The sequence below is a fragment of the Niveispirillum sp. BGYR6 genome (genome assembly GCF_027568365.1).
Classification (GTDB): domain Bacteria; phylum Pseudomonadota; class Alphaproteobacteria; order Azospirillales; family Azospirillaceae; genus Niveispirillum.
In genome coordinates this window covers 390,978-404,287 of record NZ_JANLNL010000001.1, presented here as the reverse complement: position 1 = coordinate 404,287, position 13,310 = coordinate 390,978, and the positions used below count along the sequence as shown (strand labels likewise).

11 protein-coding genes are annotated in these 13,310 nt (G+C 65.6%); 9 read left to right on the top strand and 2 right to left on the bottom strand.

The features are described 5' to 3' along the window. Positions 1–2: 2 nt before the first annotated feature. From PCJ49_RS01675 to PCJ49_RS01650, 6 genes are read left to right on the top strand one after another with little or no spacing between them, the layout of a single operon-like run. Positions 3–989, top strand: a complete 987-nt coding sequence (locus PCJ49_RS01675; RefSeq protein ID WP_269909416.1) for an ABC transporter permease — start codon at positions 3–5, stop codon at positions 987–989. After that, complete coding sequence (locus PCJ49_RS01670) at positions 986–1,849, top strand: ABC transporter permease (RefSeq protein WP_269909415.1); 864 nt, start codon at positions 986–988, stop codon at positions 1,847–1,849. Before PCJ49_RS01675 ends, PCJ49_RS01670 begins: the two co-directional genes overlap by 4 nt. A gap of 5 nt (positions 1,850–1,854) precedes the next feature. Beyond that, positions 1,855–3,645 carry an ABC transporter ATP-binding protein gene (locus PCJ49_RS01665; protein ID WP_269909414.1) on the top strand — a complete coding sequence of 597 codons (1,791 nt, stop codon included), beginning with the start codon at positions 1,855–1,857 and terminating at the stop codon, positions 3,643–3,645. Beyond that, positions 3,642–3,953 carry a (2Fe-2S)-binding protein gene (locus PCJ49_RS01660; RefSeq protein WP_269909413.1) on the top strand — a complete coding sequence of 104 codons (312 nt, stop codon included), beginning with the start codon at positions 3,642–3,644 and terminating at the stop codon, positions 3,951–3,953. The genes PCJ49_RS01665 and PCJ49_RS01660 overlap by 4 nt, the downstream gene beginning before the upstream one ends. Further along, on the top strand, positions 3,935–5,326 hold the full coding sequence (locus tag PCJ49_RS01655) for an NAD(P)/FAD-dependent oxidoreductase (protein WP_269909412.1): 1,392 nt from the start codon (positions 3,935–3,937) through the stop codon (positions 5,324–5,326). Before PCJ49_RS01660 ends, PCJ49_RS01655 begins: the two co-directional genes overlap by 19 nt. A 2-nt stretch (positions 5,327–5,328) precedes the next feature. Continuing rightward, positions 5,329–6,477 (top strand): FAD-binding oxidoreductase, encoded by a 1,149-nt coding sequence (locus PCJ49_RS01650; RefSeq protein WP_269909411.1) that lies wholly within the window; start codon positions 5,329–5,331, stop codon positions 6,475–6,477. Positions 6,478–6,481: 4 nt separating this feature from the next. Here PCJ49_RS01650 and PCJ49_RS01645 read toward each other — a convergent pair whose 3' ends face one another. After that, positions 6,482–7,366, bottom strand: coding sequence for a LysR substrate-binding domain-containing protein (locus tag PCJ49_RS01645; protein WP_269909410.1), 885 nt, complete (start codon positions 7,364–7,366; stop codon positions 6,482–6,484). A gap of 99 nt (positions 7,367–7,465) precedes the next feature. On the opposite strand from PCJ49_RS01645, the gene PCJ49_RS01640 reads away from it, so the two are divergent. From PCJ49_RS01640 to PCJ49_RS01630, 3 genes are all read left to right on the top strand, one after another. Beyond that, positions 7,466–8,758 carry an SLC13 family permease gene (locus PCJ49_RS01640; RefSeq protein ID WP_269909409.1) on the top strand — a complete coding sequence of 431 codons (1,293 nt, stop codon included), beginning with the start codon at positions 7,466–7,468 and terminating at the stop codon, positions 8,756–8,758. 146 nt (positions 8,759–8,904) lie between these two features. Then, positions 8,905–10,101, top strand: coding sequence for an MFS transporter (locus PCJ49_RS01635; protein ID WP_269909408.1), 1,197 nt, complete (start codon positions 8,905–8,907; stop codon positions 10,099–10,101). Between the two features lie 71 nt (positions 10,102–10,172). Further along, positions 10,173–11,201 carry an asparaginase gene (locus PCJ49_RS01630; protein WP_269909407.1) on the top strand — a complete coding sequence of 343 codons (1,029 nt, stop codon included), beginning with the start codon at positions 10,173–10,175 and terminating at the stop codon, positions 11,199–11,201. Between the two features lie 14 nt (positions 11,202–11,215). Here PCJ49_RS01630 and PCJ49_RS01625 read toward each other — a convergent pair whose 3' ends face one another. Then, positions 11,216–13,303 (bottom strand): ATP-binding protein, encoded by a 2,088-nt coding sequence (locus PCJ49_RS01625; protein ID WP_269909406.1) that lies wholly within the window; start codon positions 13,301–13,303, stop codon positions 11,216–11,218. Between the last annotated feature and the right edge of the window lie 7 nt (positions 13,304–13,310).

Below are 13,310 nucleotides of genomic sequence, written 5' to 3'. Positions count from 1 at the left end.
CGATGGCCGCACCCCCGACATCCCGCGAAAACGGTAACGCCTTCCTGTTGATCCTCCTGGCCAAGCGGGTGGCGTCCGGCCTGTTGACCCTGTTTCTGGTATCCCTGGTGGTGTTCATCATCAGCGGGCTGTTGCCCGGTGATGCCGCGCAGGAAATGCTGGGGCAGAGTGCGACGCCCGAAGCGGTGGCAGCGCTGCGCCAGCAGATGGGGCTGGACCAGCCGGCCGCCGTCCGCTTCCTGCGCTGGCTGGCCGGGCTGCTGGGGGGCGACCCCGGCTTCTCCCTGGTCGCCAACATGCCGGTGGCGGACATCATTGCCAGCCGGCTGCCCAATTCCCTGATCCTGGCCGCCCTGTCCACCCTGGTGGCCGTGCCGCTGGCCCTGACCATCGGCATTACGTCGGCCATGCGCCAGGGCGGGCGGCTGGACCGGGCGCTGAACACCACCACACTGGCGATGGTGGCGCTGCCGGAATTTCTGATCGCCACCATCGCCGTACTGATCTTCGCGGTGCAACTGCGCTGGCTGCCTTCCATCGCGCTGGTGCCGGCCCAGGGCGGTTTCCTGGACCTGCTGCGGGCATTGGCCATGCCCATCCTGTCGCTGTCCATCATCGTGGTGGCACAGATGGCGCGGATGACGCGGGCCGCCATCATCGCCCAACTGGGCCTGCCCTATGTGGAGATGGCGCGGCTGAAGGGCGTATCCCCGGCCCGGCTGGTGCTGGTGCATGTGCTGCCCAATGCCATTGCCCCCATCGTCAATGCCATGGCGCTTTCGCTCTCTTACCTGCTGGGCGGGGCGGTGATTGTGGAGACGATCTTCAATTATCCGGGCCTGGCCAGCCTGATGGTCAATGCCGTCACCAGCCGCGACATGCCGCTGTTGCAGGCCTGCGCCATGATCTTCTGCGGGGCCTATCTGTCGCTGGTTCTGATTGCCGATACCGTCGCCATCCTGGCTAACCCGAGGCTGCGTAACCGATGAGCGCCATCGTGGAGAAGAAACAGGCTGAAGGACTCGCCTCCCCCGGCTGGGCCGCCCGGCTGCCACTGTCCGGCAAACTGGGGTTGGGGCTGGTGATCTTCTGGATTGCCACCGCCGTCGCCGGGCCCTGGCTGGCGCCTTATGATCCCGGTGCCTTCGCGCATCAGGATGTGTTCGCCGGCTTTGGCGCTGCGCATTGGCTGGGCAGTGATTATCTGGGCCGCGATGTGTTGAGCCGGGTGCTCTCCGGTGCCCGTTATTCCGTCGGGCTGGCGGCAGCGGCGGCCATCGCCGCCAGTTGCACCGGCACCGGGCTGGCCCTGATCGCGGCCTTGGCGCCGCGCTGGCTGGATGAGCTGTTAAGCCGGTTTATCGATACGCTGATTTCCATCCCGTCAAAGATTTTCGCCCTGGTGCTGGTGGCGGCGGTCGGTTCGTCACTGCTGCTGCTGTTCCTGATCGCCGCCTTTATCTATATCCCCGGTGCCTATCGCATCGCCCGGTCGCAGGCCGTCAATCTGGCGCAGATGGATTATGTGCAGGTGGCCCGCACGCGGGGCGAAAAGGCCGCCTATATCGCCATCCGGGAAATATTGCCCAACATGCTGCACCCGATGCTGGCGGATTTCGGCCTGCGCTTTGTCTTCATCGTGCTGCTGCTGTCCGGCCTGTCCTTCCTGGGGCTGGGGGTGCAGCCGCCGGATGCCGATCTGGGATCGCTGGTACGGGAGAATATCTCCGGCCTGGGCGAAGGGGCCCCTGCCATCCTGGTGCCGGCGCTGGCCATCGCCACCCTGACCGTCGGTGTCAATCTGCTGATCGATGCGCTGCCCCGGCGACGCGGATCGAAGGAGGGATAAGCGCCATGAAACCACATGTGGAGGTCAAGGGGCTGCGCGTCACCGCCGGGGGCAAGGATGACAGCGCCATCACCATTGTAGAGGGGGTGGATTTCACCATCCCGCGCGGTTGTGTGCTGGCGCTGATCGGCGAAAGCGGATCGGGCAAGACCACCATCGCCCTGACCCTGATGGGCTATGCCCGCAGCGGCTGTCGCATCGCCGGCGGCAGCATCCGGCTGGGCGATACCGACATTCTGGGGCTGGATGAACCGGGGCTGGCCGCCTTGCGCGGTGATCGGGTGGCCTATATCGCGCAGAGTGCTGCCGCCTCCTTCAACCCCTCCAAGCGCATCATGGATCAGGTGGTGGAACCGGCCCTGATCCATGGGCGGATGGACCGCAAGACGGCCGAAGCAAAGGCCGTTTCCCTGTTCAAGGCGCTGGCTCTGCCGATGCCGGACAGCATCGGCAACCGTTATCCGCATCAGCTTTCCGGTGGGCAGTTGCAGCGGCTGATGGCGGCCATGGCGTTGATCACCGGGCCGGAACTGGTGATCCTGGATGAACCGACCACGGCGCTGGACGTAACCACCCAGATTGAGGTGCTGCGCGCCTTCAAGCAGGCCGTGGCCAGCCAGGGGGCCACGGCCATCTATGTCTCGCATGATCTGGCCGTGGTGGCGCAGATGGCCGACCAGATCCTGGTGCTGAACAAGGGCCGCGTCTGCGAAACCGGGGCTGCCACCCAGGTGCTGCAAAGCCCGGCGGATGATTATACCCGCACCCTGATGGCGGCCGCCCGTCCGGCGCCAAAGCCGGCGCCGGACGGGCGGCCAGCCCAGGCGTCCTTGCTGGAAATCAAGGGCCTGTTTGCCGGTTACGGCAAGGTGGACAGTACCGGTCGGCCGGAAATCCCCGTGCTGCGCGATATCAGCCTGTCGATCGCCAAAGGGGCCACCCTGGGTGTGATCGGGGAAAGCGGGTCCGGTAAATCCACGCTGGCCCGCGTGGTGGCCGGCCTGATCCGCCCGGCCAGCGGGGCGGTCAGTTTCGACGGGGCCCGCCTGCCCGGCGGGCTGGAACAGCGCAGCCGCGACCAGTTCCGCCGCATCCAGCTTGTCTTCCAGAACGCGGACACCGCGCTGAACCCCGCCCATAGTGTGGCGGAAATCCTGGGCCGACCCTTGCGCTTCTATCACGGGCTGACAGGGGTGGCGCAGCATAAGCGCATGGCCGAACTGCTGGACCTGATCCGCCTGCCCGCCAGCTTGGCGGGGCGGGCCTGTAGCGGCCTGTCCGGTGGGCAGAAACAGCGCATCAACCTGGCCCGCGCGCTGGCCGCCAAGCCCGACCTGATCCTGTGTGATGAGGTGACCTCGGCCCTGGATACGGTGGTGGGGGCGGCCATTCTGGATCTGCTGGCCGAACTGCGCCGTGAACTGGGGCTGGCCTATATGTTCATCAGCCATGATATCGGCACGGTGCGTGCCATCTGTGATGATATCATGGTGCTGTATGGCGGCACGGCGGTGGAAATCGGTCCGCGCGCCGCCTATCAGGCCCCGCCCTTTCATCCCTATACCGATCTGCTTGTCGGCTCCGTGCCGGAATTGCGGGCTGGCTGGCTGGAGGAACAGGCGGCAAGGCCCGCCCCGCCCGCCATCGGGCCGGCGCTGGAGGGCGCCGATCTCTGCCGGTTCCTGCCGCGTTGCACCGCCCGCATTGACGGTCTATGCAACCAGTTCACCCCGCCGCGCCGTCACCTGCCCGGCGGCAGCGATATTCTGTGCCATCACCCGGAGGCGGTGAATTGACCCAAGGACGTTTCATGCGGCTGGCCGAACAGGACCGTGCGCCGCTGACCCTTCATGTGGACGGCCAGCCGGTAACGGCGATGGAAGGCGACACGCTGATGGTGGCCATGCTGGCCGCCGGTCGGGTGCTGCGCACATCGGAATTTGGCGATGGCAAACGCGCCGGTTTCTGCCTGATGGCCGCCTGTCAGGATTGCTGGGTCTGGACGGAGGATGGCGGTCGCCTGCGCGCCTGTTCCACCCCGGTCAGCGCCGGTTTACGTATCTCCACCAGCCAGCCGGGGGCATCATGGCCGACCGCGAAGTAACCCCCCGTGTTGTGGTGGTGGGGGCCGGCCCTGCCGGCGTGCGTGCTGCACAGACGTTATTAGAGGCCGGCATCCGGCCGGTGGTGATTGACGAGGCCGCCCGCGCCGGCGGCCAGATTTACCGCCGCCAGCCGGCCAATTTCCGCCGCACCCATCAGGATCTTTATGGCACAGAGGCGGCACGCGCCCAGGCGGTGCATGATGGTTTTGATGCCATCGCCGCGGCGGTGGATTACCGGCCCGACACGCTGGTCTGGAACATTGCCGATGGGCAGGTCTGGACCGCCTCGGAACAGGAATACGCCACTCTACCCTATGATGCGCTGATCCTGTGTACCGGTGCCACCGACCGGCTGATGCCGGTGAAGGGCTGGCATTATGCCGGGGCCTACAGTCTGGGGGCGGCACAGGTGGCGCTGAAGGCGCAAGCCTGCGCCATCGGGGCCAACGTCGTATTTATGGGCAGCGGGCCGCTGCTCTATCTGGTGGCCAGCCAATATGTGAAGGCGGGCGCCAAGGTTGCGGCGGTGCTGGACACCTCCCCCTTCAGCAACCGGCTACGCGCGGCGGTGGATTTGATTGCCCAGCCCGGCATCCTGGCCGATGGCGTGGCGCTGACCCGCGCGCTGGCCAAGGCCGGCGTGCCGGTGCTGACCGGGGTGACGCCACTGGAAATCACCGGGGATGCGGAAAACGGCGTCAATGGTGTACGCGTGCGGCTGGCCAATGGCATGGAACGGGAATTCGCTGCCGATGCCGTGGCCCTGGGCTATCATTTGCGCCCGGAAACCCAGTTGGCCGATCTGGCCCGCTGCGACTTCGCCTTTGATGCCAAGACAAGGCAATGGCTGCCCAAACGCGACCCGGACGGGCGGACCAGCGTGGCCGGTATCTACCTGGCCGGCGATGGTGCCCGCATCCTGGGCGCACGCTCGGCAGAGGTCAGCGGCAGGCTGGCCGCCTTGGCAGCGCTGGCCGATCTGGGCCACACAATAGACCCGCTGACCCTGGCCCATCTGCGCCGTCAGGTGGCGTCTTACGCCCGTTTCGCCCGTGGCCTTGCCACCGCTTTCCCCTGGCCGCATGAACAGGCGGCCAACCTGCCGGATGAGGCCATCGTCTGCCGTTGCGAGGCCGTAACGGCGGGCGATCTGCGCCGGGTGGTGAATGAAACGGGGGCGAAAGAAGCCAACCGCGCCAAGGCGTTCAGCCGGGTTGGCATGGGCCGGTGCCAGGGCCGCTATTGCGGCCATGCCGGGGCGGAGGTGATTGCCGCCTGCGCCAATATCCCGGTGGAACAGGTGGGCCGCCTGCGGGGCCAAGCCCCGGTAAAGCCGTTGCCGGTCGCCATCGCACCGGAAGGGGAGGAATGATCATGGCGAACCCGGTTTCCGTCAGCGATGTGCTGATCATCGGCGGCGGCCTGATGGGCACATCCGCAGCCCTGTTCCTGCGCCAGCGCGGCCGTTCCGTCACCCTGCTTGAAAGCGATCTGGTGGGGCGGCAGGCCAGTGGCACCAATTTCGGCAATGTCCGCCGCCAGGGCCGCCCTATCCACCAATTACCCCTGGCCAACCGCGCCATCGCCATCTGGCGGCGGGCGAATGAATTGCTGGGCGCGGATGTGGAATATCTGCAATCCGGCCATATCCGCGTCTGCTATCGGGAGCGGCCGGAAAATATCGCCAAGATGGAGGAATATGCGGCCGAGGCCCGGCATGTCGGGCTGGACCTGGAGTTGTTGACCGGCAATGCCCTGCGCGACCGGTTTCCCTTTTTCGGGCCGGATGTGCTGGCCGGTTCCTATTCCGCCATGGATGGCCATGCCAACCCGCGACTGACCGCCCCCGCCTTTGCCCGCGCCGCGCAACGGGCCGGCGCGCAGGTGTTTGAAAATACCCGCATCATCCATGCCGCCAAGCAGGGCACGGATTTCGTGGTGACAGCAGAGGATGGCCGAACCTTCCGCGCGCCCATCCTGTTGATCACCGCCGGGGCCTGGGGCAATAAACTGTCCCAGCAATTCGGCGAACCGGTACCGATCACCCCGCGCGGGCCCAACATGAGCGTGACGGAACCCGTCCCCTATGCCATCGCCCCCGCCGTCGGCGTAATGACCCCGGTGGAGGAGGAGACGGTTTATTTCCGCCAGGTGGCACGCGGTAACATCATTCTGGGTGGCAGCACGCGCGGCCCCGCTTACCCCGACCAGTACCGCGCCTATGTGCTGCCGCAGAACACGATGAAGCAGCTAAAACAAATCCGCCGGCTGGCCCCGGCCCTGGCCAACCTGAACATCATCCGCGTCTGGACGGGGATTGAAGGCTATCTGCCTGACAGCCTGCCGGTGATGGGCCGGTCGGCCACCACCAGCGGCCTGTTCTACGCCTTCGGCTTTTCGGGTTCCGGCTTTCAGATCGGGCCGGGCGTGGGGGAGACGATGGCCGAACTGATCGATACCGGAACGACCGCGATAGACCTCAGCCATTACGATATTGCAAGGTTCCAGAAAGCAGAAAGCTGAGCTTTCAGCCGCGCAGATGATCCACCAGCCGCCGGCTGCTGGCCGACAGGGCGGCATAATCGCGGATGCAGATGCGCAGTTCCCGGCTGGCCCAGGCATCCGCAATGGGCACGATGGCCAGCCGCATGGTGCGGCTGGCCCGCAGGGCGGTGGTTTCCGGCACAATGCCGATGCCCACCCCTGCTTCCACCATCAAACAGACAGCATCGAAACTGCGCAACTGCACCCGCAGGCGCAGCCGGCCGCCCATGCGCGCGGCGCGTTCCGCCAGGAATTGCTGCAGGGCGCTGGACGGGTCCAGCCCCACCAGATCGCGGGCCAGAATATCGGCGAAGCTGGCGGCGGGTAGCCCCGCCAGCGGGTCGCCCTGCGGTGCCACCAGCACCAGCCGGTCAGCGCGGAAAGGAAAGATCACCAGATCGCCCGTATCCACCGTGCTGGCGACAATGCCCAGATCGGCGGCCCCTTGCGCCACCAGCCCGACAATCTCATCACTCAACCGTTCCTGCAGATCGATGGTGATGCCGGGGCAGGCCACCAGAAAGCGGCCCAGCGCTTCCGGCAGGAATTCCGTCAGGGCGTTGGTGTTGCAAAGCAGGCGGACCCGCCCGCCCGCCCCATCGGCAAACAGCGCCATCTCGTCGCGCATCCGCTCTGCCTCCCCCAGCAGCGTGCGGGCATGGGCCAGCAGGGCATGACCGGCAGGCGTCAGCACCACGCCCTGGCGGCTGCGGTCAAACAGGCGGGTGCGCAATGACGCTTCCATCGCGCGCAGGCGCGTGCTGGCCGCCGCCAGGGCGATATGCGCCCGCGCCGCACCGCCGGTGATGCTGCCCGCCTCGGCGATATGGCGGAACAGGTTCAAATCATCCAGATCGGGCGGGCGCATCGTATCCTTTACTTTTTACGAAGGAATACCTTCAATAATACAGATATCCTGGGTCATTCTGTATCATTAGCTTGCAGAAAAACGAAGGATGGAAGGTCCATGCCTGCTGATCTGCTGCTCCCCACTGCCCTGGTTGCCGTGACGATTGCGCTGTGGGCAACCGCGCGCCTGCCGGAATATCTGACCGCTTTGCTGTTCTTCGCCGGGGCCACCATCCTGGCCGTCGCTCCGCCCGGAGTTATTTTCTCCGGCTTCGCGTCGGCGGCCTTCTGGTTGATCCTCAGCGGCTTTGTGCTGGGGGCGGCCATCCGCAAGGTGGGGCTGGCGGATCGGGCCGCCCGCTGGCTTTCCCCGCACCTCACCGGTTCCTGGTGGCGCATGGTGGCCGGGGTGGTGGGTATGACCTATGCGCTGGCCTTCGTCATGCCCTCCAACATGGGGCGGATTGCCCTGCTGATGCCGATCATCATGGCCATGGCCGATCGGGCAAAGCTGCTACCGGGCAGCACCGGGCGGGCGGGGCTGGCCCTGGCGGTGGGGTTTGGTACCTTTCAGCTTTCCGCCAGCATCCTGCCAGCCAATGTGCCCAATCTGGTGATGGCCGGCGCGGCGGAGGCGACCTATGGCGTGCATCTGGCCTATCTGCCCTATCTGCTGCTGCACGGGCCGGTGCTGGGCATCCTGAAGGGGTTGCTGCTGATCGCCTGTATCCGCCTGCTGTTCCCGGCCCTGCCGCAGCCGGTGGCGGATGATCAGGCGCCCTCCCCGCTGACAACAGCGGAAAGGCGGCTGGGCCTGTTGCTGCTGGCAACATTGGCCCTGTGGATGACCGACACGCTGCATGGGATATCCCCCGCCTGGATCGGTCTGGCATCGGCTTGCCTCTGCCTGCTGCCCCGCATCGGCTTTCTCAGCGGGGAGGATTTTGCCAGCGGCGTCAATTTCCGCACCTGTCTCTATATTGCCGGCATTCTGGGCCTGGCGGCCGTCGTCGCCCATACCGGGCTGGGGAGCTTGATCGGGACCGGGTTGTTGCGCCTGCTGCCACTGGCCCCCCAGGCACCGGCCGGTAATTTCGCTGCCATTGCCGGGTTGGTGGCGGCGCTGAATTTCGCCGTCACCGCCAATGGCGTGCCCGCCATCTTCACCCCCCTGGCCAGCCAATTGGCGGGGGCCACCGGCTTTTCCCTGACGGGCCTGTTGATGATCCAGGTCATCGGCTATGCCACGCCGTTGCTGCCCTATCAGTCCTCCCCCATCGCGGTGGCGATGGGGATGGCGCAGGTGACGGCCCGGCAGGGGATCAAGCTCTGTCTGGCCGTGGCCCTGGGTACCTATCTGATTCTGCTGCCGCTGGATTATCTATGGTTCAACCTGCTGGGCTGGTTGTAAGTGACGTCAGCAGAAACGCCCCTGCGGCTGGCCGGTGCCTGCCATGCCGTCACCAGCCATTGAACTCCCGCCCTTCGAATGGTCACATGGCAAGTCATTGTGCAACGCAACAATATCGTTGCACCCGCATTGCCTGGATCATTGTCATGTCTACGCCTGTCATCCGCCCTGGTCTGGTTCTCTTCGCGCTTGCCATGGGTGGGTTTGCCATCGGCACCACCGAATTTGCGGTGATGAGCCTGCTGCCCTATTTCGCCCCCGATCTGGCGATTGACGAGCCGACGGCCGGCCATGTCATCAGCGCCTATGCGCTGGGTGTGGTGGTGGGGGCGCCGGTGATCGCGGTGCTGGCGGCCCGCCTGTCGCGCCGCACGTTGCTGATCAGCCTGATGGGCCTGTTCTCCCTGGCCAATGCTGCCTCTGCACTGGCCCCCGATTATCATTGGATGCTGGCGTTCCGCTTCCTCTCCGGCCTGCCGCACGGGGCCTATTTCGGTGTTGCGGCCCTGGTGGCCACCACCCTGGTGCCGCATAACCGGCGGGCGCAGGCGGTGGCGATGGTGATGCTGGGCCTGACCATCGCCACCATCATCGGGGTACCGCTGGCCAATGCCATCGGTCAGCTGGTGGGCTGGCGCTGGGGCTTTGCCCTGGTTGGGGTGCTGGGCATGGTGACGGTGCTGCTGCTGGTACTGTTCGCCCCAAAGGACCGGCCGGTACCGGGGGCCAGCCCCCTGCGGGAACTGGGCGCCCTGAAACAACGGCAGGTCTGGCTGACACTGGGGATTGGGGCCATCGGCTTTGGCGGCATGTTCTGCGTCTATACCTATCTCGCCTCCACCTTGCTGGAGGTGACGCAGGTATCGCCGGCCATGGTGCCCCTGGCCCTGGCCATTTTCGGGCTGGGACTGACGGCGGGCAATCTGGTCGGGGCCTGGGCGGCGGATCGGGCTTTGATGCCGGCCGTCGGGGCCATTTTGCTGTGGAGTGCGGCCTCCCTGATGCTGTTCAGCTTTGCCGTGGGCAGTTTCTGGACCCTGGCACCCGTTGTGTTCATGATCGGCTGCGGGGGTGGATTGGGGACGGCCCTGCAAACGCGGCTGATGGATGTGGCGCGCGATGCGCAGACGCTGGCCGCCGCGCTGAACCACAGCGCCTTCAATTTCGCCAATGCGCTGGGCCCCTGGCTGGGCGGATTGGCCATTACGGCCGGGCATGGCTGGGCATCCACCGGCTGGGTGGGCAGCGCCCTTGCCCTGGGGGGCTTCCTGATCTGGATAGTGGCGCTGCTGGATGACCGCCAGCGCAGCCTAAACCCCGTTCCGCAGCGCGCCGCCGGCTGATCCTGCCATCGCTGCGTGGCACCGTCGCCATCTGGGCACTGGTGCCGGACAGCGGCACAGCATATCCGGGCATGAGTGTTCTTTGGTACGGGCAAGAGTTCCACATGGGCGGCATTTCCCTGTTCATTCTCGGCGGCACCATCCTGTCGATTGCCGGCAAGGCTTCGCCTGCCGACAGTGCTGCCCTGCTTCGGCAGGCCGGTATTGATCCGGTCGGTCCGATCAGCGTCAGCCGCTGGTGCAATGTCGGCAGCCAGAATCTGCGCCTGCCCGACCTGATCGCCCTGGCGGCGGAAATTGGCCGGCAGGCGGCTGCCGGCACCCAGGGTTTCATCGTCATTCAGGGCACGGATACGATGGAGGAGACAGGCTTTCTGCTCTCCCTGCTGGTGCCGGCAGACATCCCGCTGGTGCTGACCGGGGCCATGCGCACGGCGGATGCGCCGGGGGCGGACGGGCCGGGCAATCTCAACGATGCCCTGTGCGCCGTGCGGGCCCTGCGCGGCCTTTCCCTTGGCCCCGTCATCTGCATGAACGGGGAACTGCACGGCGTCCGCCATGTGCGCAAGGTTGATGCCGGGCGCATCGGGGCCTTTGCCTCCCCCGGTATCGGGCCGCTGGGCACAGTGGTGACGGGTCGGGTGCGGCTGCTGCAACGCCCCCTGCCCCAGCCCGGCCCCTATGCGCTGCCCGATCCGGCCAGCCTGCCCCGTGTCGCCCTGGTGACCGTGGGGCTGGACAGTGACCCGCTGCTGATAGAGGCCTTCGCCAACCCGCAATGGCGGGGGCTGGTGGTTGAAGGTGTCGGGTCCGGCCATGTCCCACAGCCCCTGGCTGCCCCGCTGATCCGGCTGGCAAGCCAGCGCCCGGTGATCCTGGTCAGCCGCTGCGGCGGCGGTGACACCGATGCCGACGGCACCTATCAGGGGGAGGGAACGGCGGCCCAGCTGATCGCCAACGGGCTGATCGACGGCGGCCCGCTGCAGGGCCGCAAGGCACGACTGCTGTTAACCATCCTGCTGGCGCAGGCGGCGGCTGGTACCGCCGATGTGCGCGCCGCTGTCGCCCCGTGGGCAAGTCTGGGCCTTTTGGCTGGCTGACAGAGGGCCAATGATCAGGGGGGTGCTGTCAGCGGTTGCTGCACCCGTGATGCCGGCAGGCGGACAGTGACGGTGGTGCCCCGACCAGGGCTGCTTTGCAGGGTCAGTCGGCCGCCATGGGCCTCCGTATAGCCTTTGGCCAGGGGCAGCCCCAGCCCGGCGCCGGCCTGCCGGCGCGCCAGCCCGGTATCCACCTGGGCAAAGGGCTCGACCGCGATGCGCATCGCCTCCATCGACATGCCGATCCCTTTATCAGCCACTTTGAAAATAAGGTCGCCCGACCCCGGTTCCAAACCGGCACTGACCTGCACCTCGCCCGCCCCCTCGGTATAGATGATCGCATTGCCGATCAAATTGACGAGGGTCTGTTTCAGTCGCACCTCATCACCCAGCAGGCGGACACCGTTCTGCATCGCCCGGACCACCACCCGAATACCCCGATCCGCTGCCTTTTGCGCCGTCAGCCGTTCCACCCGATCCAGCAGAGTACCCACATCAACCCAGCCTTCGCGCAGCTCAAGCTCACCGGCATCCAGGCGGGCAATATCCAGCAGATCATTGACCAGACGCAGCAGATAGACGCCGCCATCATGGATATCGACCGCATAATCACGATATTGCGGGGCACCAAGATGGCCCAGCAGCTCATCCCGCAGAATGGCCGAAAAACCGATGATGGCGTTCAAAGGGGTGCGTAATTCATGGCTGATATTGGCCAGGAAATGCACCTTGGCCCGATCGGCCACAATCGCCCGGGCTTCGGCGGCATGAACCTGCGCCCGTCGCGCCAGTTCCCCCCGGCGATCCCGGGCGAAAAGGATCATCTCGTCATCGCCCATCTTGGTGATGGGACGCAAGCACAGCTCAACAGGAATGGTCGCCCCGTGCTGGCTTAAAAGTTCCAGATGGTGCCACTGCACAGGGCCCCCCGCCGCTGTCGCCTCGGGATGCAGGAGACGTTGAAAGGCCACCCGCCCCACCGGCGCCACAAGGTCAACGAAGCTGCGTCCCTGCAGCTGACCAGCGTCTGCTACATCGAACAAGGCGCAACCGGCGGGGTTGATCAGTTCCACCCGGCCGTTGCGCAACAGGCAGAGCAGATCGGGCACACTTTGCGCCATCACCTGCGCCCGTGTCCGCAGGCGGTGCAGGGAGGAGACATCAACCATGTCCTGCATCACATTCCGCTGCACCCGCTGCAAAACAGCGAAGGCGCCCCCCAGCAACAGCAACAGCAGCGGAACCAGAAACCAGCTGAGCTTCATCAGAAAGCCCAGGGCTGGCATGGGGGCCGACCATGACAACCAGGCAACAGGCGGCGCATCGGTGGGCGCCAATGCTTCCCGCAACGGGAAATCCAGGCGGAAAATCCCGGCGGGCGGCCGCATGGTCAGGATATCCACCTCTTCCAGCAACGGCCGAATCATGGCCAAAACCGCTGGGCGGTCCAGGGTTTTCATGAAAACCATGACCTTGCCATTGGGTACGGAAGCGCCCCCATCCTCCCGGCGGATGTCGGAAACGGCCGTCAGAAACAGCCCGCCATTGACGGAGACCACGCCCGTTATCGCGACCGGTCGCCCCGGCGGTGCCGCCTGAGCCTGCCGCACCATCCGTTGCATCGCCGGGGGAATCGGCCCCCATTTATCCGGATCTGGCAGGCTCTTGCCGTTTACGGAGGCGTAGACAACCTTGCCTTCATGGCTCATCACAAGGCTGGCGGTGATCTGGTGAATGGCCCCCAGATAAACACCGATATTGCGATCAGCCCATTCCATATCTGTCATGTCGACCAGATGATCAACCGCCTCACCCCAGGCAGCGTAATCAAGTGTCGTGCTGGCAAGCGCCCGCTCCGCGTTGGCGAATGCTTCTTCCATGCTACGACGGGATTTATCAGCCTCCGCCATGTCATAATAAATGGCTGAGATGGAAAGCGCTGTCAGCATGACCAGCATACAGATCGCCAGCAGCAGCAAGATCGGAATAACGATCTGTCTGGTTCCACAGCGACGCCCGCCGCCATCGTCCAGCGTGGCCAAGGAAACGTCAGGCGTTCCCTTGCCCTCCTCTCCCGATCTCAATGCGCTACGGGCCGGCATCCATGTT

Coding starts and splice junctions, on each gene's coding strand:
- PCJ49_RS01670 (WP_269909415.1), top strand. CDS start 986: ATGAGCGCCATCGTGGAGAAGAAACAGGCTGAAGGACTCGCCTCCCCC.
- PCJ49_RS01665 (WP_269909414.1), top strand. CDS start 1,855: ATGAAACCACATGTGGAGGTCAAGGGGCTGCGCGTCACCGCCGGGGGC.
- PCJ49_RS01635 (WP_269909408.1), top strand. CDS start 8,905: ATGTCTACGCCTGTCATCCGCCCTGGTCTGGTTCTCTTCGCGCTTGCC.
- PCJ49_RS01655 (WP_269909412.1), top strand. CDS start 3,935: ATGGCCGACCGCGAAGTAACCCCCCGTGTTGTGGTGGTGGGGGCCGGC.
- PCJ49_RS01650 (WP_269909411.1), top strand. CDS start 5,329: ATGGCGAACCCGGTTTCCGTCAGCGATGTGCTGATCATCGGCGGCGGC.
- PCJ49_RS01640 (WP_269909409.1), top strand. CDS start 7,466: ATGCCTGCTGATCTGCTGCTCCCCACTGCCCTGGTTGCCGTGACGATT.
- PCJ49_RS01625 (WP_269909406.1), bottom strand. CDS start 13,303: ATGCCGGCCCGTAGCGCATTGAGATCGGGAGAGGAGGGCAAGGGAACG.
- PCJ49_RS01630 (WP_269909407.1), top strand. CDS start 10,173: ATGAGTGTTCTTTGGTACGGGCAAGAGTTCCACATGGGCGGCATTTCC.
- PCJ49_RS01675 (WP_269909416.1), top strand. CDS start 3: ATGGCCGCACCCCCGACATCCCGCGAAAACGGTAACGCCTTCCTGTTG.
- PCJ49_RS01645 (WP_269909410.1), bottom strand. CDS start 7,366: ATGCGCCCGCCCGATCTGGATGATTTGAACCTGTTCCGCCATATCGCC.